Source organism: Lentimicrobiaceae bacterium (genome assembly GCA_023227965.1).
Taxonomy (GTDB): Bacteria; Bacteroidota; Bacteroidia; order Bacteroidales; family JALOCA01; genus JALOCA01.
On sequence record JALOCA010000003.1, the window covers coordinates 78,274 to 103,826 of the forward strand.

Sequence of the window (25,553 nt, forward strand, 5' to 3'; positions counted from 1 at the left end):
TATGAAAGCATATATTAACGGATTATCGGCTATTTCTCCTTACGACCCCAACGGGAAACCTTTTGTTAACGATTATCTAAAATGTGCTGAACCTGATTATAAAGGATTTATCAACCCAGCCTTAGCCAGAAGGATGAGCCGGATGGTAAAAATGGGAGTTGCTGCAGCTAAGATAGGGTTAAAAGATGCGGGTGTGGATATTCCCGATGCAATTATTACCGGCACAGGATTGGGTTGCATTGAAGATACTGAAAAGTTTATAGCATCTATTATTGCCAATGAAGAAAAATTATTACCACCAACATCCTTTATCCAATCAACCCATAATACCGTAGGGGCGCAGATTGCACTGGAACTGAAATGCCATAATTATAATTATACTTACGTACACCGTGGATTTTCATTTGAATGGGCATTGATTGACAGTCTGATGCTTATTGCCGAAAAAGAAGCATCCCGGGTTCTTCTTGGCAGTATTGATGAAACTACTCTTAATATATATTCCATTACTCACCGTCTCGGTCATTGGCGACAAGGAAACGCAATGCCCGGATTTGGTTCCTTAAAGCCGGTTGCAGGAGAAGGAGCCGTATTTTTTATGCTGGGCAACCAACCTGAAGAAAAAAACTATTGCAGTATTTATGCCCCGCATATTTTTTATAAGGCTTCCGGTACAGATGTCATCAACTGCGAAATAGAAAACTTCCTTACTCAGTATTCGTTAAAAATATCTGATATTGATTTGGTTATTCTTGGTGCTAACGGTAACAGGATTACCGATAGTGGCTATAATGTTTTGTTGGACGGATTATTCAAAAATATTCCTGCAGCTGTTTTTAAAAACCTTTGCGGAGAATATCATACTGCATCGTCGTTCGCTGTTTGGCTTGCATCCAACATTTTGAAGGAACAACAATTGCCTTCCCGTATGTTAATCAACAGCAAAGCACCAGACTCGGTTCGGCGCATACTTATTTATAACCATTACCGCAACATCAACCATTCTTTATTACTTTTGGAAAAATGAGAAAAGTATGGATTATTACAGTATTAAGTGTGAATCTCATTCTCATACTTTTCTTAATTCGCCATTTATATTCCGTTCCCTTAATTTTACCGGTAGGCATAGCTGCATTTTATCTGATTACGATGATATATGGCTCTTTTGCCATCAATTCAGGTTTTTATATTAATGCTGTTTGTCGGGGTGCAACTATCAAAAAACAGTTAGCCCTCACCTTTGATGATCATCCTGCTGGAACCCAAACCCATAGAGTCCTTGATATACTGAAAGAAAATCAAATAAAAGCGACATTTTTTTGCATAGGAAACCGTATTCCGGGAAATGAAGATGTCCTGCTAAGGATGCAGCAGGAAGGACATTTAATAGGAAATCATTCGTATAGCCATTCGGTATTCTGGGGATTTTTCCCTCCAGAAAAAGCGAAAGCAGAACTTGAGCAGGCATCTGAACAAATTTTTTCGGTTACTAAGGAAAAACCGTTGCTTTTCCGACCACCTTTTGGTGTTACAAATCCATCAATTCGAAAGGCTGTTAATAAATTACAACTGACTACTGTCGGCTGGAGCTTGCGTTCACTTGATACCGTTATTTCAGATGAACAAAAAGTATTGAACAGAATAAAAAAAAAGCTGCATCCTGGTGCCATAGTACTGTTGCACGAAAGGCATCCCGGCATAGATGTTGTTTTGAATGGGATAATTACTTTTGCTCGAAATGAAGGGTACCAGATTGTTGCCCTCGACAAACTACTAACAATTACACCTTATGAGAAATAATAAATTTTTGATTACTATCTGTTTGCTTACAATTGTAAGTTTTTGCAATGCGCAACCTGTCGGATTCAAAGCTTTGCAAAATGCATCCGAAGTAAAAGCAAGCATTGAAAAAACTGTTTCTGCTGTTTCCTCTATTGAAAGCGATTTTATACAAAACCAGTATATGACAGCCCTTGCCGAACAAATGACCATGAAAGGACATTTTTGGTTTAAAAAGGAAAACAAGTTACGCTGGCAATACACGCAGCCCATGCAATACCAAATTATTATGAATGGTTCCAAAATGTGGATGAAAGACGAACAAAGAGTAAATGAATTCAATATCAGTTCAAACCGCATGTTTGGCGAAATCAATGATATAATGACTTCATGTTTGCAGGGAAGCATTTTTAAAAAAACTGACAAATTTAAAATCAGCTTTTACGAAAACTCTAAACAATTTATGGTGTTACTGGTTCCTCTGAAAAAAGATATGAAAGGCTTTTTAAAGAATATTGAACTGTATATCAATAAAAAAGATTATTCGGTAGAAAAATTGAAAATGGTAGAACCTTCGGGCGATTATACCTCCATCGCTTTTCAAAACAAAAAAACCAATCATGAAATTCCGGATAGCAGGTTTCGCCCTGATTAGCATATTCCTGATAACATCCTGTATTCCGGCAGCGTATCGTCATCTTAGCAGGGAGACCATACCGAAAACCCAGCGGACAGAATTTCCGGTGATTTTTCCAGACACATTCACCAAGGCAGTTTACCGTACCTCCTTGTCTTTTTTCGGAAATAGCCTGAGTGGTATTTCATTTATCAAGAAAATGCCCGACAGTAGCTATCGTGTGGTTTTTACTAACGAAATGGGTATAAAATTTTTTGATTTGGCTTTTTGTGGAAAAAATTTCAAGGTTATGTATTGTATGCCCAAACTCAATCGTAAAATTGTAATCAAACTGCTACGCAACGATTTGCAAATGCTTTTCACCGACAAATTTGAAGGCGAAAAAGCTGAAAAATATGCTGATAGCGTTTACAGATTCCGTTATAAAAGCAATAAAAATTATTATCATCTAATCGGAGATGAACACCAGCCTACAAAAATTATTTTTGCACGAAATGCTAAAGTGAAGGTGAAAACTACAATTTTGTATCATGACAATTTCCCCGAAATGTTTATATTTGAACACCAGCAAATGAAAATTTCAATAAAATTTCAAAAAATGGAATTATAATTTTTGCCTATGCTTTTGAATTCTTTTTTTACCATTGCCGAAACGATAAGCAACAATACCCACCCGGATTCATTTTCGGTTTTTGCTACTCTAAATCCTTCACATCCTGTTTTTAAGGGACATTTCCCTGGAAACCCTGTCGTCCCGGGAGTTTGTCTTATCGAAATGGCAAAAGAAATTTTTGCCCAAACAATGGGTCAAAACCTTGTTTTACAACAAGCAGCTAATATTAAATTTCTCGCGGTGGTAAATCCTGAAGTACATCCTTTTCTTAAATTCAATTTGAACTTTACCAGGGAAATTAATGGATTTAAAGTGAAATGTCAGATATACTGGAACGAAACCGTTTGCCTGAAACTTGACGGTTCGGTTGGCAATTTTCAGAAGTCAGAAAATCTATAAAACGATATAATGTAATAGAACATTTACAAAATGATTACATATTATAAAAATATAGTATTGTTTGTTTTACTATTATTTTTTTCATCTTGAATTTTGCTCGAAATCCTGTCAAGCTATTTTAGGACTAAACAGATCATATTTTTTAATGTGCATCCAGCCAATTGTTACCCGTGTTGATGTCAACAACCACAGGCACTTTAAGAGGAATGGCATTTTGCATTTTTTCGACAACAATAAGTTTAACTTTTTCCAGTTCGTTTTTGTGAACATCAAAAACAAGTTCATCATGTACCTGCAACAGCATACGGGATTGAAATTGTAACTTGGCAAATTCATTATGGATGTCTATCATTGCTATTTTTATCATATCTGCCGAAGAACCCTGTATGGGAGCATTGATGGCATTTCGTTCGGCAAAACCACGGATATTGGCATTGGAAGAATTGATGTCGCGCAGGTAACGTCGTCTTTTCATCAGCGTTTCCACGTAACCATGCTTACGGGCAAAGGCGATGGTATCGTTCATATAAGCTTTCACTCCTGGGTATTTGATAAAATATTGGTTAATAATGTCTGCGGCTTCGCTTCGGGCTATGCCCAGTTGTTCGGCAAGGCCGAAAGAAGATATTCCGTAAACAATACCAAAGTTTATGGCTTTTGCATTGCGCCGCATATCCCTGTCCACCGCCTCGATGGGTATCCCGAAAACCCTTGCGGCTGTAGCCGAATGAATATCAAAACCCCGGCGAAAGTCTTCCTGCATATTTCCGTCACCGCTGATAGAAGCAATTATCCGAAGTTCTATCTGTGAATAATCTGCCGACAATAAAATATAATTTCCAGTTCGGGGGATAAATGCTTTTCGTATTTCCCTTCCCTTGGCAGTACGAACGGGGATGTTTTGCAAATTAGGATTATTGGAACTCAACCTTCCGGTAGTCGTAACCGCTTGGTTAAAACTGGTATGAATTCTTCCGGTTCGTGGATTTACCATTGTCGGCAGGGCGTCAACATAGGTTGATTTTAACTTTACCAATTCGCGGTAATCAAGAATTTTATCAATAATCGGGTGTTTGTGGGCAAGTTTCACTAAAACGTCCTCGCCGGTAGCATATTGTTTGGTTTTGGTAAGCCGAGGCTTTCCGGCAATTTGTAGTTTTTCGTATAGCACTTCTCCCAATTGTTTGGGTGAATTAATGTTGAAATTAATACCAGCTAATTGTTTGATTTCGCTTTCCACGGTGTTAATTTCAGAAAACAGTTGACGGGAATAATCGGCAAGAAAAGCCACATCCAGTTTCACGCCTTCGGCTTCCATAGACGAAAGCACCGGGATAAGGGGATTTTCAATGTTGTTGAATAAAGGAAGTGTTCCTGTTTCTACAAGCAGGGGTTCAAATACTTGACGAAGCTGCAGGGTAACGTCGGCATCTTCGGCTGCATATTCCTTGATGGTTTCCAGGTCTATCGTGCGCATGCTCAGTTGGTTTTTTCCTTTTTTACCAATAAGGTTTTCGATGGGAACAGGAGAATAGTTCAGATACGTTTCGGCAAGTACATCCATATTGTGCCGCATGTCGGGGTGCAACAGATAATGGGCTAACAGGGTATCAAAAAAATTCCCTTTTACTTCCACATGGTACCAGCGAAGCATAGAGATATCGAATTTAAGATTTTGCCCGGTTTTTTCAATAGCCGGATTTTCGAACAAAGTTTTGAACTCATGGACAATTTTGAGGCAATCGTTGTAGTTATCGGGTAAAGGAACATACCAAGCCTGATGTGGAGCCACAGCAAACGACATTCCCACCAACTCAGCCATATGGGCATCCGTTCCGGTAGTTTCGGTGTCGAAACAAAACATTTTCTGTTGCTGGAGAAAAGCAATAAGTTCAGTGCGTTTGCCGAAAGTATCGGCTAAGCGGTAATCATGGGGTGTGTTTGCAATGGAAGGATTGGTGCCAGGAAAAAGTTCCGGGCTTTCCTGTACGTTGCTGAATAAATCTGCTGCCTGGCTTAGGGCAGTAGTAGATGCAGGTTTAATCGTTTCCGTAGCCGGAATAAGGGAAAGGTCGGCAAAAACCCGTTTGGTGAAAGCGCGAAATTCCAGCGTTTCGAGTAGGGCTTTTAGCCGGGTGGCATCGGGTTGTGTATATTCCAATTGCCTTTCGTTAAATGCAATGGGTACATCAAGAATAATGGTAGCCAACTGTTTGGAAAATACTGCCTGATCGGCATGTGCAAGTACTTTTTCACGAACACGTTCGTTTTTTATTTCTGCGGCATGCAATATAATATTCTCCACATTGTCAAATTCATCCAATAGTTTTTTTGTTGCCACGGGTCCTATGCCGGGTATTCCGGGTATATTATCGGAAGCATCACCAGCAAGACCCAAAAAATCTTTTACCTGGTCGGTACGTTGAATCCCAAATTTTTCGCATATATCATTTACACCTAAAACAGAAGGCTTTTCACCCATTTTACCAGGTTTATACATCAGGATATTTTCTGTAACCAACTGACCAAAATCTTTGTCGGGAGTCATCATAAATACAGTAAATCCTTCTTTCTCTGCTTTTTTGGCAAGGGTTCCGATAACATCGTCCGCTTCATATCCGTCCACAAACATTACCGGGATGTTAAAGGCTTCAATAAGCTGTTTTATCCAGGGAATAGACTGGGCAAGGTCATCGGGCATAGCCTGGCGGTTTGCTTTGTATTCCAGAAAATCTGCATGACGAACGGTGGGAGCCTGTGTGTCGAAGGCTACGCCTATGTGGGTTGGTCTTTCATTTTTCAGCAAATCATAAAGCGTATTGGCAAAACCAAGGATGGCAGAGGTGTTCTGCCCTTTGGAGTTTACCCGCGGGTTTTTGTTAAGTGCATAAAAAGCTCTGTAAATAAGAGCCATTGCGTCGAGCAGGAAAAGTTTTTTGTCGGAAGAAGGCATATAAATAATTACGGGTGAATGAAAAGGAAAACAATATATATTTGCGTACGCAGAAATGCAAATATACTTTGAATAGAAATACCCTGAAGGAAATTAACCGGAATAAAATGTAGTTTAAAATTTTCTGATGAATGAAGAGATTGTTACTTGGATTACTGCTTGTCGTTTTTGTATTTATAAGTTCGTTTTCACAAACATTTAGTGGCTTAGGAGGGCTTATTCCCGATGATGGCAGCAGTGTTTCTTTCCCAATAGAAGTACAGGGATTAAATCCATCCTCTTTAGATACCGTTTTTGGGGTGGAATCAGTAAAAATTAATATTTTACATACATATGATGCTGATTTGGAAATAGCATTGATTTCTCCCGATGGTACACAGGTGATGCTGAGTTATGCCAATGGAGGCGATGGCGATAATTATTGGAACACAATCTTTACCGATTTTGCTGAAACTTCCATTCTTAATGGAACACCTCCTTATTCAGGCAGCTTTCGTCCCCAGGAATTACTTGGAAATATGAATAGCGGACAAAATGGTAATGGAACCTGGCAACTGTATATTTACGATATGTATAGCGGAGATGCAGGGTCGCTACTTGACTGGAATTTAACTTTCAGTAACCATCCTTGCTTGCCGTTTAACTTCACCTCATCCAATCTTCCCATTGTGGTAATAAATACCAATGGACAGGTTATTCCGGATGATCCGAAAATACAGGTGGGCTTTGGCATCATTGATAATGGTTCAGGAAATCGTAATTATGTTACCGATCCGTTTACCTATTCCGGCTTTGCAGGCATTGAGTTGCGTGGTTCCAGTTCGCAAACTTTTCCTAAGAAAAGTTATGGTTTTGAAACATGGGATTCTACAGGAAATGAAATGGATACTACCCTGCTGGGAATGCCTTCCGAATCGGATTGGATACTCAATGCCAATTATACCGATAAAACCCTCTGCCGGAATGCTTTTGCTTACCAGGCGTGGCAGGATATGGGGCATTATGCCACACGCTATCATTTTTGTGAATTGATCATTAATAATGAATATCAAGGTATTTATATCCTTTCCGAAAAAATTAAACGTGATCCTAACCGGGTGGGTATAGCCAAATTAAAATCAGACCAAAATTCCGGAGATCAGCTTACCGGTGGATATATCTTTAAGATAGATAAAATTACCGGTAGTGGCGGAGATGGGTGGACATCCAATTTTTTACCGCCAAATCATTCCGCCGGACAAACCATTTATTTTCAATATGAATATCCTAAAGCAGAAGATATTACAGAACAGCAGAAACAATATATTCAGGCATATGTAGATACATTTGAAACGGTTTTAGCTTCTCCAAGCTTTGCCGACACAGCCATAGGTTTTCGCAAATATGCCGTGGAAGAAACCTTCATTGATTATTTTATCGTAAACGAAATCAGTAAAAATGTGGATGGTTACCGTTTGAGTACTTTTTTACAGAAAGAACGCGACAGCCATGGTGGTAAATTAAGGATGGGACCAGTGTGGGATTACGATATTGCCTGGCATAATGCCAATTATTGTGATGGCGATACCTATACCGGATGGGCATACCAGTTCCCCTGTACGGATGATCCCTGGCAGATGCCGTTTTGGTGGAACCGTTTGCTCGAAGATACTTTGTTTGTCAATAATCTGAAGTGCCGTTGGGAATATTTGCGGGGTACAAGTTTAAACAACAACAATATTCATTTGTATATTGATTCTATTGCCAATCTACTGAACGAATCCCAGCAAAGAAATTTTGAAGTATGGCCCATTCTGGGAGTTTATGTTTGGCCCAACCCTGAACCGATACCTCAGACCTATGCCGACGAAATTCAATCGTTAAAGGATTGGGTTGATCTGCGGCTAAATTGGCTTGATAATGAAATGCCGGGAATCTGTACATCAACATTTGTGGCTGATCTGCCTGAAAAATCAAAAGAGATAATAATTTATCCCAATCCTGTTTCGGATGTTTTGAATATGGAATTTAAAACCAGTAAAAATACAAGTTGTACCATCTGGCTAACCAATGCCGTGGGCAATTCCGTGTTTCCGGCATCTGACCTGAAATTGCCGGCAGGCAATCAGAAAATGCAATTGAACCTGGCCGGCGTAAGCCCGGGTATCTATTTTTTAAAAATCCAATTGGATGAATTTCAGTATGTAAAGAAGGTGATTGTAAGCAGCAGGTAGTTTCTGCTTAGCTGGTTGCTGTTGATTTTTCGGAAGTTTTTCTGATTACCAGCAAAAAATAATCATTTTCGATAGGGCTGTAGCCATATTCGTAACAAAAATGGTAAACATGCCCGTTTTTGGTAGTATAGATACTGGTGAAATAGGAAAAATTAAAACCCCGGTGCAGAAGCTTATCTTTGTGTACAGTGGTTTTTTCTTCCGGATTTAATTCGGCAAGGATACGACGATTTTTCCTTAATACTTCGTTGATACGGCGAATCAGATTGTTAGATTCGCTTTTCGAACGGTTATTGTAATTGTTACGGCAAAGGTCGTTACAAAATTTTTTGTCAATTCTTCCCAACAGGGGTTCGCCACAGTCGAGGCACTTTCTATCAGTATTCATGGCTATTTTTTTGTAAATGTAGCAAATAATCGTTTACAACCGTTTACAATCGTTTTTATCCGGATACAAATATTTATTATACGACTCGAAAAAAAACCCGGATATAATTTTGTTTCATCAAATTTTAATTAATAACCCGCCGCTACTGCGGCAAAAAAAAGACAAATTATGAACACATTACGCAACCGCGTTCAACTGATTGGACGCTTAGGACAGGATCCTGAAGTAAAAACCCTTGAACAGGGAATGAAAGTAGCCCGCTTTTCTATCGCTACCAGTGATAGTTATAAGGGAAAAGATGGTAACAAAATTACCGAAACCCAATGGCATCACCTGGTAGTTTGGGGAAAACTGACAGAAGTTTGTGAAAAATACTTGAAAAAAGGCAAGGAAATTGCCATTGAAGGCAGGCTTACTTACCGTACATGGAACGACAAAGAAGGGATATCGCACAATACTACTGAAATTGTGGTAAACGAACTGCTGCTGCTTAACGGAAACGACTGATTATCCAAAACCTTGGCTTGTGTAAACACTTGCCCTTTATTGAGTATTAGAAAAATCCCGGCAAAGTCCGGGATTTTTTATTAAGCTGAATATGTTCGTTTCTGATGATAATCATTGTGAAAAAAAACACTGACAACAAATTGGGGTTTATTTTTCTCTAAAAATTACCAATAAAGTTACTTCTTTTCAGGACGACAGTTTTTCTATCATACAATTCCGGAAGTATTTCTCTGGTATATTTTACAGGAAATACGAATTATTCTGTTTTTCGTATCCAATAGTTGTAGTTTGCCCATGTCCGGGATATACCGTGTAATCATCCGGAAGGGTAAGCAATTGTGTTTCTATACTGTTTATGAGTCGTTCAAAATTACCGGTCGGGAGGTCAGTACGACCAATACTGCCATAAAAAAGTACATCGCCTGCAATCACGAATTTTTGTTCGTGGTTAACCAAACAAATACTTCCATCTGCATGTCCCGGGGTGTATAGCACATGTAATAAGGCGTTGCCGAACGACACCGTGTCGCCATGGTTAAGAAAATGTCGGGGTGTTTGTACTTTTTCGAGCCGGATACCAAACACTGAAGCAAATTCACGAGCCGTTCCCCAGAAAGGTCTGCCTTGCGGATGTACCTCAGTTTCAATGCCGTATTTTTCAGAAACAAAAACATTCCCCAGTATGTGGTCAACATGCAGATGGGTATTCAATAACCTGACCGGTTGCAAGCGGTTACGGCTGATAAAGGTTTCAAGTTCGTTTTCTTCAACAGGGGAAGAACATCCGGGATCAATAATAGCGCATTCGCCAGTTTCGTCGGACAGTATATATGTATTTACCGAAAAGAAGTTAAAAACAAAGGTGTGGACAGTAATCATGTGTTAGAAAAATAGGGCAACAAAGGTACAAATGAAAACTATACACCCGAAATTACACAGGATAGTAAAATAATCCCCCGTGGCTTCACACTAAAACATTCGGAAATTTAGTTTACTTTAGCAACATCTTTTTCCCGGTTATTGCAATGCACGTACAACCCGCTTCCAACCCTGTATCTTTTATCCGGTGGTTTTTCACAGCGGTATTGTTTTTCATCCTGATACATCCTACGGCAACGGCACAGTTTTATAACGGTTCACAACTCAATTTTGGTAGAAATCGTGTTCAATACAACGATTTTTTCTGGACATACTACCGGTTCGATAAATTTGATACTTATTTTTATCTCAATGGGAGAGAACTGGCTGTTTTTACTGCAAAATATGCAAAAGCCATCCTGCCCGAACTGGAAAAAAAGCTGGAAGCCACACTGGAAGGCAAACTACAGTTTATCATTTACAATTCGCTTTCCGATTTAAAACAAAGTAATATCGGCTTCATCAGCAATCAGCAGTATAATACGGGAGGGGTTACCCATATCATAGGGAAAAAAATATTCCTGTTTTTCGATGGTAGCCACGTGGGGCTCCAAAAACAAATCAGAGCCGGAATAAGCAAAATATTGCTCGAAAATGCTGTGTATGGAGGAAATATCGGCTCACAGTTAAAAAATTCCACCCTCTTCAATTTACCTGACTGGTATGTTAACGGGCTGGTTTCTTACATAAGCGAAGACTGGAACACGGATATAGATAACCATGTTCGCGAAATATTTGCCACAGGAAAATATAAGCATTTTAATCAGTTGGTTTCTTCCGGCGAAGCTCTATATGCCGGACATTCTATCTGGAAATTTATTGCCGAAAGGTATGGCGAAACAGTTATCCCGGGCATCATTTACGCATCACGAATTAATAAAGGAATAGAAAGTGGGTTTAACGTCATGTTAGGTTTGTCGTTAAAAGAGATGGTAAGGGAATGGAAACACTTTTACCTGTTAAAATACAATCTTCCCGATTCGCTTCAACAGCAGCCAGCCGGTGAAAAATTAATCAAAAAACCAAAAAGTTCCTTGGTGTTTGCCCGTCCTAAAATTAGTCCCGACGGTACACTTATTGTTTATACAACCAATGAATTGGGACGATATACAATTTGGTTGAAAGACGTTACAAGCGGGAAGGCAAGGCGAATTTTTAAACGGGGCTATGCACTCGACGAAAAAGTGGACTATTCGTTCCCGTTGCTGGCATGGCATCCCAGCGGAAAACTACTCGCATTTATCATCGAAGCCAAAGGACAACTTTGGTTGTATTTTTATACTCCCGAAAACCGCAAACTTATCAAACAGGGGTTGTTTGGTTTCCAGAAAGTGCTCGACTTTTCTTACTCCCCTGATGGGAAAACATTTGTGTTTTCGGCACAACAACGCGGACAATCCGATATTTTTATTTACAACATCGCTGCCAATTCGTACCAGAATATCACCCAGGACATTTTCGATGATCTTAACCCGGCATATATCAGCAACGGGCGGGAAATTGTTTTCAGTTCCAACCGCGACAATGATACTCTGAAGGGAAATAACAATTTTTTGCCCGCAAGTCTTTCCTCTAATTTCGACTTGTTTGTATATAACCCCGCTGCTACAGACAAGCTTTTGCACCGTATTACCGAAACCACGCTTGCCGTTGAAACTCAACCCATGGAATATGCCCCGGGCTTCATTACATACCTGAGCGATGAAAACGGAATCAACAACCGCTATCTTGCCCGGTTCGACAGTGCCATCACCTATGTAGATACCGTTACCCATTACAAATATTTCGCAATAAAATATCCTATTACCAACTATACGCACAACATCATCTATCAGGATGTTAATATTGCTTCAGGCATGCTTTCCGAAGTAGTAAGGTCGAATGGCAGGTATTATATTTATTACCATAACAGGCTGCTTCCTTCACAAATGCCGGAAAACATGCCTCTGACACTGAATGCTACGCCCTACATGCAACAGAAACAAGCAGAAGCGAAAAAAACAGCAGAAAAAACGAAAAAAGAACCTAAAAAAACCAACGGGAAAAAACGGAAACGGTTTGTAAATGTTTATGTAAAAGATGTTCCCACCCCTCCAACTGACACAACTCTGCAAAGGAAGGAAATACCGGTATCTACCCGGCAAAATTTCATCAGGATAAACGATGACGGTGGTGATACATTATGGCTTCCTCAAAAATTACCTGACGAACCGGCAGTTTTTACTCCTCCCCGAGCCGATACCAATCGTTTTAAACAGCGAAATTACAATGTGGAATATTCAGTTAATGAATTAATTACCCAGGTTGATTTTAATTTTCTCAACTATACATACCAGCCTTTTACCGGGGGTGGCGGACCTGTTTATATGAATCCGGGTACTAATGCCCTGCTGAAAGTAGGAATTACTGATCTGCTGGAAGATTTTAGAATTACCGGGGGTGTACGACTGAATTACAACCTTATAAACAACGAGTACCTGCTAAGTATCGCCAATGCAAGAGGCAGGCTTGACAAGGAACTGGTTTTCCACCGGCAAACACTCGAAGAAGACAATGGCTACTCAGTAATCAGACACCATACCCATGAGATTTTTCACATTCTCACCTATCCGCTCGACCAGGCTTTGAGCCTGAAAGGTACTTTTCTTTACCGCAACGATCAGATGGTTTATCTTTCAACTGACTATTACAACCTGAGGAAAAAAAATATTTACCAGAACTGGGGAGGACTGAAAGGAGAATTAATCTTTGATGCTACCCGCGACGTGGGTTTAAACCTTTACTATGGAACCCGTTATAAAATTTTTGCCGAGTATTACCAGCTTGTTGACGGAAAACAAAAAAATATGATAGTTCTTGGCCTCGATTTCAGAAACTATAAAAAAATACATCGCACTCTGATTTGGGCAAATCGTTTTGCAGCCAGCACTTCGTTAGGCAACAGCAAGCTGATGTATTATCTGGGAGGAGTCGACAACTGGCTTGCCCCTGGATTTATGAACCAAACTCCGATTGATTACTCACAAAACTACACTTTTCAAACCCTTGCAACCAATATGCGCGGGTTTAATCAAAATATCCGCAACGGCAATAGTTTTGCTATTATCAACAGTGAGCTTCGCTTGCCGGTTTTCCGATATTTTTTGAACCGCCCCCTGCGTTCCGATTTCCTTACTAATTTTCAAATAATTGCTTTCGGAGACGTTGGCACTGCCTGGACGGGATTTTCGCCTTACAGTGACGATAACTTTTTATACACCCGTATTATTTACAACGGTCCGATGAAAATTACCGTAAAACAAAAAAAAGAACCCATAGTGGCAGCCTACGGACTGGGTTTACGTTCCAAAATATTTGGCTATTTTGTGCGTGCCGATTATGGTTGGGGCATTGAAGACAAAAAAGTAAACAAAGGTTATTTTTATCTTTCTTTGAATCTTGATTTTTAATTCCATAAAATAAACGTATGAATATTTCAACTATACTGATACTTCTCGTAATAGGACTTGCTGCCGGAGTTTTCGGAGGGATGGTAGGATTGGGAGGCGGGGTAATAATGATACCTGCCATGATTTATTTTCTGGGAGTTGACCAGTATACCGCCCAGGGAACAAGCCTTGCCGTGATGCTTCCACCGGTAGGACTGTTTGCGGTATACAACTACTACAAAGCCGGCAGTTGCGACCTCCGCTATGCACTTATCATCGCACTGGCTTTTATCATCGGCGGATATTTTGGTTCGAAAATTTCGTTAAACATCCCGATTGCCACTATGAAAAAAATATTTGCCGTAGCCCTGATCCTTATTGCCGTAAATATGCTTATAAAAAAATGACAGTTATCCCTCCTGTTGATAAAAGAATATTAAAATTCATCCGGCAACATCATATTTTTACCCTTGCTACTGTCGTGGATACACAGCCTTATGTTGCCACTTGTTTTTATGTTTATATCGAAGAAAATAACCAGTTTATTTTTACGTCCGACGACCATACCCGGCATGCAAAAGAAATGCAGATACAACCTCGCGTGGCAGGTGCCATAGCCCTCGAAACACGAATCATCGGGAAAATACAGGGAATTCAGTTTACCGGTGTTGCCCGAAAATTAGAAAAAGAAGAGTTGAAGATTGCCGGACACGCTTATGCTGCCAAATTTCCAGTAGCTCGACTGATGGAAACTACTTTATGGAGCATTCAGCCTGATTTTATGAAAATGACACATAACTTACTGGGATTCGGAAAAAAATTGATTTGGGAAACTACTGAACCTCTTTAAGGATTTATTCACGCATATAATATTTATTTTTAGTATATTATATAAACTATATTCTTTTTTGTTAATAATTCTTTTTTGAATAAGACTATCTCCGGTTGTATCTTGCTTTAGGCTTTTTCTCTTCGTGTTTTTTATTGTAGCTATTTTGAAAACAACAAGTTGAAAAAAACAAAATATTCACACTTCAAAAATCGTTATCTTCTAACAAATGGATACAGACCTATTTAATCAAAAAATTGAAGAAGACACCAAGTCTGGTTTTTATAATGAAATGTTGGAAAAACGATCCCGTCCGGTTTTTCCTGATGAAAGCTTTTCTTCTGAAAGCCCAAAGACTAATCAAGTACAAGAAACAGAAAAGAATATAAAAAAAATGGTGAATTTTTCACACAAAGAAATTTTAGAAAAGTCCACTGAATATTTTGGTGGCGACACCTTGGCGGCCAACGTTTGGATGAACAAATATGCACTGAAAAGCAGCGATGCAAAAATCTATGAGCTGACACCCGACGATATGCACCATCGTCTTGCCAGAGAAATTGCCCGTATTGAACAAAAGTATCCCAACCCGATGGGCGAGGAAGAAATTTACAAGTTGTTCAAAAACTTCAGGTATATCATCCCTCAGGGAAGCCCCATGGCGGGCATAGGGAATAATTTTCAGGCGTCCTCGTTGTCTAACTGTTTTGTTATCGGTAATTCAAGCGATTCGTATGGGGGCATCATGAAAGCTGACCAGGAACAGGTACAACTAATGAAACGTCGTGGAGGTGTCGGACACGATCTTTCGCACATCCGCCCTACGGGAAGCCCGGTAAAAAACAGTGCGCTTACCTCTACCGGCATAGTTCCTTTTATGGAAAGATATTCCAACTCGACAAGAGAAGTAGCCCAGGATGGCAGAAGAGGCGCATTGATGCTCAGCATTTCTGTAAAACATCCCGATGCCGAAAATTTTATTGATGCTAAACTTGAACAGGGAAAAGTTACCGGAGCTAACGTTTCAGTAAAAATTGATGATGCGTTTATGCAGGCAGTAGTGAATAATACTACCTATGTACAAAAATACCCCATTGACTCCGACACACCTGTTTTTACCAAGGAAATTGATGCCCGCGTCCTGTGGGATAAAATTATCCACAATGCCTGGAAATCTGCCGAACCCGGCGTTTTGTTCTGGGATACCATCATCAGCGAATCTCTTCCCGATTGTTATGCCGACCTGGGTTTTAAAACTGTTTCCACGAATCCATGCGGCGAAATACCTCTTTGCCCCTACGATAGTTGCCGCCTGCTTGCAATCAATTTGTACAGTTATGTTGATAATCCTTTTTCCGACAATGCCCAGTTCAACTCCGAACTTTTTACCAGGCATGCCCGCGCTGCTCTTCGGATTATGGACGATATCATTGACCTCGAAACAGAAAAAATAGATAAAATTCTCGAAAAAATTAATTCCGACCCCGAGGATGAAGAAACCAAACGCATAGAAAAAAAACTCTGGGAAAATATCCGGAAGAAAACCCTACAGGGACGTCGTACCGGGATAGGCATCACTGCCGAAGGCGACATGCTTGCCGCTTTGGGCTGCCGTTATGGAACCGAAGTAGCCACCGAATTTTCGGTTGAAGTGCATAAAATGTTGGCTATTGAAGCGTACCGTTCGTCAGTGCAGTTAGCCAAAGAAAGAGGCCCCTTCCAGGTATTCAACGCCGAAAGAGAAAAAAATAATCCTTTTATCGAACGCATTCGTCAGGCTGACCCGCAGGTATATTCAGACATGCTTGTCTATGGAAGGCGCAACATTGCTATGCTAACCATAGCTCCCACAGGAAGTGTAAGTATTTGCACACAAACCACCTCCGGTATAGAACCTGTTTTCATGATCAGCTACAAACGCCGCCGGAAAGTAAACCCGAACGACAAAAATGTACATATCACCTTTATTGATGAAGTGGGCGATGCCTGGGAAGAATACAATGTTTTTCATCCCAAGTTTATAAAATGGCTGAAGGTTAAAGGCTATGATGTGGAAAAAGTGATGAACATGCCCGACGAAGAACTGAATCCCATCATTCAGGAATCACCTTATTACAAAGCAACCTCTAATGACGTTGACTGGCTAAGCAAGGTGCGTATGCAGGGAGCCGTGCAAAAATGGGTTGATCATTCCATAAGTGTTACCGTAAATCTTCCCAAAGATGTAAGCGAAGAATTGGTTAGCAATGTATATCAAACTGCCTGGGAAAGCGGCTGCAAAGGCATGACCATTTACCGTGAAGGCTCGCGCAAAGGTGTATTGGTAAGCAACGATAAAAAGGACAATGAACAGGATAACGAATTCAGGGAAACAAAAGCTCCGCCACGTCCCAAAAAACTAGAAGCCGAGATAGTACGTTTCCAAAATGATTACGAAAAATGGGTGGCAGTTGTAGGCTTGCTCGATGGCAAACCCTACGAAATTTTTACCGGAAAAGCCGATAATTTCTTTCTACCTCCTACGGTAAATAAAGGCTGGGTAATCAAAAACAAAACATCGGAAAATACACGCGCCCGCTACGATTTTCAGTTCGAGGATAAAGACGGCTATAATGTTACTATCGAAGGGCTTTCGCGTACTTTCGACACCGAATACTGGAACTACGCCAAACTTATTTCGGGCATCCTTCGCCATGGTATGCCGTTACACATTGTGGTTGACCTCATATCTAACCTCCGTCTCGACAAGGAAAATATCAATACCTGGCTGAACGGGGTTACCCGAGCACTGAAAAAGTTTATCCCTGACGGCACACCCGCCTCCTCTGCCAAATGCCCCGAATGCGGCGAAAAAGGTACATTGGCTTACAAAGAAGGCTGCCTTTCCTGCCAAAGTTGCGGCTATTCCAAGTGCGGATAGACATAACATTATTTATTTAACTTGTTATTGAATGATTACTTTTCTGTATTGTCCTGAAAAAACCTGACAGAATTTGGATTAATATTCACCCAGGTTCGGAATAAAATGTATTTCCCATCTGCCTGATGATAATCCGTTAGAGTTTTAATATCCATAGAAAAGATTTTTTATTCTTGATGAATTTTCCGTTAGGAGATTAATGATTAATCGCCTACGGCAAAATGTAACATGCTGAAATATTACAAGAATGGTTTGCAACCTTACACCAAACTCAGGTTTGAATTTTGCTTCCTGTAAAGCTATTTCAGGAAATCCGCTACTTAAATAAATTTGTCTCCCTTCTTTTCCTGTATATCATTCACAAACTGGCGGATGTACTGTTCGTTCTGTTTGCGGCATATAAGCAGGATGTTTTCATCTTCCACTACAATGTAATCGTCCAGACCCTGAAGAACAACCAATTTATCTTTCGGCATATTGACAATACAATTACTGGTATCGTATGTAAGTACATTATTACCAATAATAGTGTTGTTCTGTTGGTTTTTGTCCCTGATGTCGTACAGCGAACCCCAGGTACCCAGATCGCTCCATCCAAAATCAGAAGCCAGTACATACACATTATCCGCTTTTTCCATAATTCCATAGTCAATGGAAATATTTTTGCAGATAGAATAAGCTTGCTGAATAAAATTTGTTTCTTTTTCCGTATTATAAAGAGGAATGCCTTCCTTAAAAATCTCATTAACTTCCGTAAGGTGTGTTTCAAATGCATGTAATATGCTGTTGAGTGACCAGATGAAAATGCCGGAATTCCAGAGGAAATCGCCACTTTCCAGAAATTGTTTTGCAATTTCCAACTGAGGTTTTTCGGTAAACGTTTTCACCTTGTAAATCCTGGGATCATTCTGATAGCGTGTGTCTTCATTAAACTGAATATAACCGTAACCGGTATCCGGGCGGCTGGGCTGGATACCAAGTGTGAGCAACCAAGGATTTTGCGCCGAGGCATTTAATGCCGATTCAATTACTTCTATAAAAACATCTTCCTTTAAAATAATATGATCGGAAGGGGCCACCACTATATTCGCTTTCGGATTTTTACACAATATTTTGTAGCTGGCATATGCAACGCAGGGAGCGGTATTGCGCCGGAAAGGTTCGCAGAGAATCTGGTCGTCTGTGATATTTGGAATTTGCTGTTTAATCAACCCACGGTACATTTCATTGGTAACGATAAAAATATTTTCGGGGGAGCACACCCGTTCAAATCGTTGAAAAGTTTGCTGGATAAGGGTTTTGCCCGTTCCCAAAATATCAATAAACTGTTTGGGATGTGTTGTGCGGCTCATAGGCCAGAAACGGGCACCTATGCCGCCCGCCATTATGATGCAATAATTATTTTTATTCATGCGAATACGTTTTATTGGTCAAAAATACAATTCTTTATAAAACTAATCAAGCGGAAATACTCTTGTTAGCGGATGGAATAAGTACATTTTTTTATTATTCAAACACATACACCTGTACCGTTTTCTTAACTTTTCATGTTTTTGAAATGTTTTACCTTTAAGCGCCCCGAAAACGCCCCCCGGTTCAACATCCTCAAGCAAAACACCTTCTACGGGGGCATCGTATTGCAACATTTCTTTCTGCAAAGCTACATCCGTAGAACCCATCGCCTTTGGGTTTTCCATGTGTTTCTGCAGAGCATGCTGCAAAGAAGGCGGGATGGCATTGTGTGATAAAATTATTTTCATTAACCCTGCAAAAGTAGTTTTCCACTCCTTACCATGGGGTTTTACTCTGTTTTTGTGTTGTTGCCATACGATAGCATGGGCAATTTCATGCACTGTGGTGAGCAAAAACTGGTATGGATTCAACCCTGCATTCACCGTGATTTGATGCACGTTATCGTGGAGTGGTGGTCTGTAATCGCCCAACTTGGTTTTTCTCACAGCTTTAATTTTTAAACGGATATTATACTGCATCAGCCATTCCCATAATGGATTAGCTAAAGCAATGGGCACATGCTTTGCCAAAATATCTTTTCCCTTGGCGATAGTTTCAGGCATATCGGAACGTGGAGGTTGTATGAGGAATCAACAGTTGGCATCCGCAATCGTATTTACGGAAGTGATTCCTGGTTTTTTTAAATTTATGCACCTTATGTTTGGGTGTGGCACACGACATACTAATAAAAATCAGTGTGAAAGCAATCGAAAAAACAATACGGAAACGAAACATGGAAGTTCTTTTTTAATATTTTTCAAAAGTATATAAAAAGCCCCAACCCGAAAATTATTGTGCAAACAGACTAATAATTGTATTTTAGCGGAAATTATTATACAATGCGGTTTTTTTCCGATGTAGGCAATTACTTACTGCTTATGAGGCAGGTATTTCAAAAGCCGGAAAAGAAGAGGATTTATTATAAGCAACTTCTGGTAGAAATTGATCACCTGGGGATAGATTCAGTGTGGATAGTAGCGATCATTTCTGTTTTCATGGGAGCCGTTCTTACCCTGCAAACAGCCTTTAACATTGATAACCCGATGATACCCTTGTATACCATAGGGTACGCTACCCGCCAATCGGTAATTCTGGAATTTTCACCCACTATTGTCAGCTTGTTATTAGCCGGGAAGGTGGGTTCGCGTATTGCCTCCGAAATTGGTACTATGCGGGTAACCGAACAAATAGATGCCCTCGAAATCATGGGTATTAACCCGGCAAGTTTTCTTATCATGCCAAAAATTGCTGCATCCATGTTTATTAACCCTATTTTAATCATGCTCAGTATGGTATTGGCAATTACGGGTGGATGGGCTGCTGGGGCATTGTCGGGTATGGTCAGCACTTACGAATTTGTATACGGCGTTCAGGCGTTTTTTCATTCATACGATATTATATATGCGTTAATTAAAACAGTTGTTTTTGCCTTTTTAATCGCTTCTATTTCTGGATATTGCGGATTTATTACACGGGGAGGTGCATTGGAAGTGGGAGATGCCAGCACCAAAGGAGTGGTTCGAAGCAGTATTATGATTATTATTTTCAATCTTATTCTTACCAAACTTCTGCTGACATGATTGAAGCTAAGGGAGTATACAAGTCGTTTGGAGAAAAAACGGTACTGAAAAATATTTCGGTAAATTTCCGCCCGGGTGAAACAAACCTGATTATCGGGCGAAGCGGATCGGGGAAAACAGTGCTTATGAAATGCTTAGTAGGTCTTTTTGAAATTGATAAAGGACAGATTTTTTTCGATAATCATTCCTTTACCAAAATGTCGTTTGACGAAATGAAAAGTATCCGGCAGGAAATTGGAATGCTTTTCCAAGGAGGTGCTTTGTTCGATTCGATGAATGTAGAAGAAAACGTGATGTTCCCGCTTTCGATGTTTACCCGAAAAACCTTAGAAGAAAAACGCGATAGGGCTAATTTTTGCCTGCAAAGGGTTGATCTTACCAATGTAAATAATTTAATGCCTTCCGAACTGAGCGGTGGAATGAAAAAGCGGGTTGCCATCGCACGGGCTATCGCCATGAATCCCCGTTACCTGTTTTGTGATGAGCCCAACTCCGGTTTAGACCCGCATACAGCCAATGTTATTGACAACCTTATCCATGAAATCACCCAGGAGTACCAAATTACCACCGTGGTTAATACGCATGATATGAACTCAGTACTCGAAATTGGTGATAATATTGCATTTCTGTATCAAAATACACTCTGGTGGACCGGAGACAAAAATGAAATTCTTCACTCGGGCATTCCCGAACTCAATGACTTTGTCTTTGCAACTGAACTCACCAGAAGAATTAAAAAATGAATATGAATTTTTTAGATGTTATTTTGGGAATACCTCTCATGTGGGCAATATATAAAGGATTTACAAAGGGATTCATCATTGAAGCGGCTTCGCTTGCAGGTTTGATTCTCGGTTTTTATTTTGCAGTCAAATTTTCCAGTTTTTCAAGCGATTTTTTCAAGAATATTATTGGTTTTCACGGACGATACCTTTCGATAATTGCCTTTGCTACCACTTTCCTGCTTGTACTTGCCATCATCTATTTATTGGGGAAAGTGCTTGAAAAAGCAATAGAAATGGTATCTCTGGGAATTTTCAATCGCCTGGCGGGAATAGCTTTCAGTGTAGCAAAAACAGCCTTTATTCTGAGTGTTTTACTTTTCCTCATCAATCGCCTTGATCCTTATCAAAAATTATTGAAACCGGAACATAAGCAAAAATCCATTCTTTATTTTCCGGTGGAGAGTTTTGCCCCCCGGATACTTCCCGGTTTGAAATCCGGTAGCTTTAGCATACCTCCTCCCGGAAAAGAAAAACAAGAAGCCAAATATGTACCATCAAAATAATTTATTTTTTTGCCAGGCAGGTTTTAATACCGAATAATACATACAATCCGCAAAAACCGATAAGTGCGGTTATTACAAAAATTGCGGCAAAAATTCCCAAAACCCACGCTTATATATCAGTGACAACATGGTACAAAATGTTACCGGGTAACAATTCTGCCCAACTTTCCATTGATAATATTACTGATGTCTTTCAACGATTTGAGTTGGGTAAGGATGGAGATTACCTCTTCTTCGTCGGTTGACAGTTTTAATGCCCGAATATTATCGGTAATCATCTGTTCCACCCTTTTGGCTTTAAAGGCGAGAATGGAGGTGTCAACGGCTTCTTTCAGCTTTTCCTCTTCAAGCGGGACTACAATATGTTTTTTACTCCAGTTTTTACTCAATTGATAGGGCGTACTTAAAATATCAATTACGGCTACCGACAACGTATGGTTGGGGTTATTGAAAAAATACTGTTCGTCAGGGAAAGCATTCTCCATGTTGGAAAATTCAGCAGAAATGGCTTGATAAAGGGGATTTTTAAACTCCAGATTGTCTTTTTTTAAGTCGTTGAGAATGTAATTGGCAACTTTTACCTCTACCGTGTATTTTCTTTTAAAAGGAGTTTCTTCTGCTACTTCGCATTGCAATGGTTTGTTACCATACAAAAGCATCAGGCGTATCAGTTCGTGCTCCTGGAATTCGCTTTCCAGAGTATCAGCCGTAGCCTGACGGGGCTGGATAATGGGAACAACTTCGGGAATGGCTTCTTTTTCCTGGGGGGTAAGATTTCGGGTAAAACGGTTTCGCAGCACTTTGTTTAGTTCGTTCATCAGTGCCTGCTCAGTAATGTTCATCAACATGGAGCATTCACGGATGTACACCGTACGGGTAATGGCATCGGGTATCAGTGCAATGGTTCCGACAATTTCTTTGATGAGCCTGGTCTTTTGAATAGGATCGCCGGCGGTTTCGTTGAGCAGCAAACCGGTTTTAAAATTGATGAAGTCAGAGGCATTATTGCTGATAAACGCCTGCACTTCGACGGAACGGCGCGTTCGGGCAAAGGAATCGGGGTCTTCTCCTTCCGGGAAAAGGACGATTTTCACATTCATTCCTTCTTCCAAAATCATATCAATGCCCCGGAAAGAGGCTTTTATGCCTGCCGGGTCGCCATCGTACAGTATGGTGATGTTGGGTGTAAACCGTTTTACAAGTTTAATCTGGTCGGGGGTAAGCGATGTGCCTGAAGATGCGACAACATTTTCAATGCCTGCCTGGTGGAGGGAGATAACGTCGGTGTAACCTTCTACCAGGAAGCAGTTATCTTGAGCAAGAATGGCATTTTTGGCAAAAAATATCCCGTACAGCGCCTTGCTTTTGTTGTAGATATCCGACTCGGGCGAGTTAATATACTTGGGCTTGGTTTTGTCGCCGGTGAGGATACGTCCGCCAAAGCCAATTACGCTACCTGTAAGGTTATGCACCGGAAACATCACCCTGCCACGGAAGAAGTCGAAATTTTTTCCTTCGCGCGAAATGGTAAGTCCAGTTTCGTTAAGCAATTCCAGTTTATAGGCATTTTCCAGCGCATGACGGGTAAAAGTATCCCATTTATCGAAACAATAGCCCAACTGGAACTTTTTAATGGTTTCTTCGTGGAAACCACGTTCGTGGAAATATGTCAATCCAACAGCTTTTCCTTCTTCGTTTTCGAAAAGGGAAGAGGTGAAAAATTTCTGAGCAAAAGCCGTGGTATGGTATAGGCTCTCCTTTCTATTCTGTACCTGTATTTGCTCAGGGGTTTGTTCTTCCTCTTCTACTTCGATATGGTATTTTCTGGCAAGGAATTTTAGGGCTTCAGGATACGAATAATGTTCGTGTTCCATGATAAAGCCCACAGAATTGCCGGCCTTTCCGCAGCCGAAACATTTAAAAATTCCTCTTGCAGGGGAAACATTGAATGATGGAGTTTTTTCGTTGTGGAAGGGACATAATCCAATATAATTGGTCCCCCGTTTGCGAAGCGACACAAACTCACCCACCACTTCTTCGATGCGGGCGGTTTCCAGGATGGTTTGTATCACTTCGGGGCGAATCATTTTAATTTCAAATTTATACTTTCGAGTTTCAGGTTATGGTGTTTGTTATTTAAAAATTTCTTTCATTTTTTTTCGCAGATCTTCTCCTGTGAGGTTTTTGGCAACAATTTTGCCCTCTTTGTCCACCAGTACATTGGAAGGGATGGAATTTATCCCGTACAGTTTTCCGGCGGCGTTGTTCCAGTATTGCAAGTCGGAAACATGGTTCCAGGTAAGTTTATCGTCGCTGATGGCTTTCAGCCAATCTTTTTTGGTTTTATCGAATGAAACGCCGAGTATTTCCAGTCCTTTTTTATGAAAATCTTTGTAAATAGCTACTACGTTGGGATTTTCGGCACGGCAAGGACCGCACCACGAAGCCCAGAAGTCAATCAGTAGCCATTTGCCTTTAAAAGATGATAAGCTGAGCGGTTTGCCTTCGGGAGTGTTAAGGCTGAAATCAGGAGCAGACTGTCCGGGTTCTACTTTTGCCAGTATACCAATCCGTTCTTTCATTTTCACCATGTATTTTGATGCGGTAAGCGATGTATCTATTGCGGCATAAAAATCCTGTAGGTCTTTCAATGTAAGCATATAGGCATTTTGTATTACCAAGAAAGGTGCTACTACCGATGTTTTGTTTGTAGTGATAAAATTTTTGGTGAATTCAATTTTTTCCTTGTCAGTAGCTTCTAACATAGAATCCTGTAAATGAATTACTATCAGGTCTTTTTTATCTTTTGCACGAAGAAGAATCTGATAAATGCTGTCGGAACGGTGGTCGAAAGTTCCGGTTTGTTTCTGGTAGTCGGCATACAGATTGTGGGTGATACTGCCGCTTACTCTGGCATTGGCAAGGCTGTCGGCATGTGCTGTAACCGTAATATCGGAGGCTTCTACAAATAGTTGCAACATTTCGGGCTTATCGGCTATGCTCAGGTAAAACATTTCGGGCATAGCAATGCTGTCTTTCAGGGTAAATTTTCCCTGGCTGATTATAGCGGAGTCAACGGTGATAAATGCTCCTGCTTCGCGTTTCTGGAGTAATACTTTTCCATCGGTAATACCGGTAAGTGTTCCGTTAATGGTAAAATCGGTACGTTCTTTCTTTTTGGCAGTACAGCCAATCAAAACAGAAAGTATCATTAAAAGGAGGAAGGATTTTTTCATGATAAATAGGATTAAATTAGTGAATAATAGATTTAAAAACGACGGATATATTTTTATATAACAGGCATACGAAAGTAGAATAAAGATTTGTTTTGTGCAACAGGGAAGAAATTAAACAGCAAAATACCAACGCCGTTAGTGATTAGTTGTTTTTGGATTTTAGAACACAGATAACAGAGGATGGGTTTTTGTAAACAATGCAAGATTCCAGGGTCTGTATGATTTTCCTGTTTTTAAATACAATATTGTAACTATCTACAATTGTACCCGGAACGGATAAGTATTTTACCTGCGGTATAGAAATAAAGACAAATTTTTTATTTGTCAATACTCCATGTATATTTACTCCCCGT

21 protein-coding genes are annotated in these 25,553 nt (G+C 40.2%); 14 read left to right on the top strand and 7 right to left on the bottom strand.

From position 1 onward, the window contains the following. Position 1: 1 nt before the first annotated feature. The 5 genes from M0R21_01865 to M0R21_01885 are packed head-to-tail and all read left to right on the top strand — an operon-like array spanning position 2 to position 3,428. Positions 2-1,027 (top strand): beta-ketoacyl synthase chain length factor, encoded by a 1,026-nt coding sequence (locus M0R21_01865; protein MCK9616562.1) that lies wholly within the window; start codon positions 2-4, stop codon positions 1,025-1,027. Further along, positions 1,024-1,800: a polysaccharide deacetylase family protein gene (locus M0R21_01870; GenBank protein MCK9616563.1), complete on the top strand. Its 777-nt coding sequence runs from the start codon at positions 1,024-1,026 to the stop codon at positions 1,798-1,800. The genes M0R21_01865 and M0R21_01870 overlap by 4 nt, the downstream gene beginning before the upstream one ends. After that, positions 1,790-2,434 (top strand): outer membrane lipoprotein carrier protein LolA, encoded by a 645-nt coding sequence (locus M0R21_01875; protein ID MCK9616564.1) that lies wholly within the window; start codon positions 1,790-1,792, stop codon positions 2,432-2,434. The genes M0R21_01870 and M0R21_01875 overlap by 11 nt, the downstream gene beginning before the upstream one ends. Then, on the top strand, positions 2,400-3,026 hold the full coding sequence (locus M0R21_01880; GenBank protein MCK9616565.1) for a hypothetical protein: 627 nt from the start codon (positions 2,400-2,402) through the stop codon (positions 3,024-3,026). Before M0R21_01875 ends, M0R21_01880 begins: the two co-directional genes overlap by 35 nt. 9 nt (positions 3,027-3,035) lie before the next feature. Next, complete coding sequence (locus tag M0R21_01885) at positions 3,036-3,428, top strand: hypothetical protein (GenBank protein ID MCK9616566.1); 393 nt, start codon at positions 3,036-3,038, stop codon at positions 3,426-3,428. A 142-nt stretch (positions 3,429-3,570) separates the two neighbouring features. Here M0R21_01885 and polA read toward each other — a convergent pair whose 3' ends face one another. Further along, positions 3,571-6,381: a DNA polymerase I gene (gene polA / locus M0R21_01890; protein ID MCK9616567.1), complete on the bottom strand. Its 2,811-nt coding sequence runs from the start codon at positions 6,379-6,381 to the stop codon at positions 3,571-3,573. 131 nt (positions 6,382-6,512) lie between these two features. Here polA and M0R21_01895 point away from each other — a divergent pair, with 131 nt between their 5' ends. Beyond that, positions 6,513-8,594: a CotH kinase family protein gene (locus M0R21_01895; protein ID MCK9616568.1), complete on the top strand. Its 2,082-nt coding sequence runs from the start codon at positions 6,513-6,515 to the stop codon at positions 8,592-8,594. Positions 8,595-8,601: 7 nt separating this feature from the next. Here the strand turns inward: M0R21_01895 and M0R21_01900 are convergent, their stop codons facing one another. Further along, a complete protein-coding gene (locus tag M0R21_01900; GenBank protein MCK9616569.1) occupies positions 8,602-8,982 on the bottom strand; it encodes a hypothetical protein in 381 nt (126 codons plus the stop codon). Between the two features lie 168 nt (positions 8,983-9,150). Between M0R21_01900 and ssb the strand changes: the two genes are divergently transcribed. Further along, positions 9,151-9,489 carry a single-stranded DNA-binding protein gene (gene ssb / locus M0R21_01905; GenBank protein ID MCK9616570.1) on the top strand — a complete coding sequence of 113 codons (339 nt, stop codon included), beginning with the start codon at positions 9,151-9,153 and terminating at the stop codon, positions 9,487-9,489. A gap of 240 nt (positions 9,490-9,729) precedes the next feature. Here ssb and M0R21_01910 read toward each other — a convergent pair whose 3' ends face one another. After that, on the bottom strand, positions 9,730-10,368 hold the full coding sequence (locus M0R21_01910; GenBank protein ID MCK9616571.1) for an MBL fold metallo-hydrolase: 639 nt from the start codon (positions 10,366-10,368) through the stop codon (positions 9,730-9,732). A 146-nt stretch (positions 10,369-10,514) separates the two neighbouring features. Between M0R21_01910 and M0R21_01915 the strand changes: the two genes are divergently transcribed. The 4 genes from M0R21_01915 (at position 10,515) to M0R21_01930 (ending at position 17,584) form a co-directional block, all read left to right on the top strand. Then, entirely contained in the window at positions 10,515-13,856 is a 3,342-nt protein-coding gene (locus M0R21_01915) for a hypothetical protein (protein ID MCK9616572.1), read from the top strand. Between the two features lie 17 nt (positions 13,857-13,873). Further along, the gene (locus tag M0R21_01920; GenBank protein MCK9616573.1) at positions 13,874-14,242 is read left to right on the top strand and encodes a sulfite exporter TauE/SafE family protein; all 369 of its coding nucleotides are present in this window, start codon (positions 13,874-13,876) and stop codon (positions 14,240-14,242) included. Continuing rightward, the gene (locus M0R21_01925) at positions 14,239-14,685 is read left to right on the top strand and encodes a pyridoxamine 5'-phosphate oxidase family protein (GenBank protein ID MCK9616574.1); all 447 of its coding nucleotides are present in this window, start codon (positions 14,239-14,241) and stop codon (positions 14,683-14,685) included. The genes M0R21_01920 and M0R21_01925 overlap by 4 nt, the downstream gene beginning before the upstream one ends. Before the next feature lie 364 nt (positions 14,686-15,049). Next, the gene (locus tag M0R21_01930) at positions 15,050-17,584 is read left to right on the top strand and encodes an adenosylcobalamin-dependent ribonucleoside-diphosphate reductase (protein ID MCK9616575.1); all 2,535 of its coding nucleotides are present in this window, start codon (positions 15,050-15,052) and stop codon (positions 17,582-17,584) included. Between the two features lie 320 nt (positions 17,585-17,904). Here M0R21_01930 and M0R21_01935 read toward each other — a convergent pair whose 3' ends face one another. Then, on the bottom strand, positions 17,905-18,996 hold the full coding sequence (locus M0R21_01935; GenBank protein MCK9616576.1) for a sugar phosphate nucleotidyltransferase: 1,092 nt from the start codon (positions 18,994-18,996) through the stop codon (positions 17,905-17,907). Between the two features lie 42 nt (positions 18,997-19,038). After that, complete coding sequence (locus M0R21_01940; GenBank protein MCK9616577.1) at positions 19,039-19,659, bottom strand: SprT-like domain-containing protein; 621 nt, start codon at positions 19,657-19,659, stop codon at positions 19,039-19,041. A 315-nt stretch (positions 19,660-19,974) separates the two neighbouring features. Here M0R21_01940 and M0R21_01945 point away from each other — a divergent pair, with 315 nt between their 5' ends. The 3 genes from M0R21_01945 to M0R21_01955 are packed head-to-tail and all read left to right on the top strand — an operon-like array spanning position 19,975 to position 21,964. Then, complete coding sequence (locus M0R21_01945; GenBank protein ID MCK9616578.1) at positions 19,975-20,676, top strand: ABC transporter permease; 702 nt, start codon at positions 19,975-19,977, stop codon at positions 20,674-20,676. Beyond that, on the top strand, positions 20,673-21,419 hold the full coding sequence (locus M0R21_01950; GenBank protein MCK9616579.1) for an ATP-binding cassette domain-containing protein: 747 nt from the start codon (positions 20,673-20,675) through the stop codon (positions 21,417-21,419). The genes M0R21_01945 and M0R21_01950 overlap by 4 nt, the downstream gene beginning before the upstream one ends. A 2-nt stretch (positions 21,420-21,421) precedes the next feature. Next, on the top strand, positions 21,422-21,964 hold the full coding sequence (locus M0R21_01955; GenBank protein ID MCK9616580.1) for a CvpA family protein: 543 nt from the start codon (positions 21,422-21,424) through the stop codon (positions 21,962-21,964). 140 nt (positions 21,965-22,104) lie between these two features. On the opposite strand, the gene dnaG is transcribed toward M0R21_01955, so the two are convergent. Further along, positions 22,105-24,051 carry a DNA primase gene (gene dnaG / locus M0R21_01960; GenBank protein ID MCK9616581.1) on the bottom strand — a complete coding sequence of 649 codons (1,947 nt, stop codon included), beginning with the start codon at positions 24,049-24,051 and terminating at the stop codon, positions 22,105-22,107. Positions 24,052-24,096: 45 nt separating this feature from the next. Next, a complete protein-coding gene (locus tag M0R21_01965; GenBank protein ID MCK9616582.1) occupies positions 24,097-25,200 on the bottom strand; it encodes an AhpC/TSA family protein in 1,104 nt (367 codons plus the stop codon). Between the last annotated feature and the right edge of the window lie 353 nt (positions 25,201-25,553).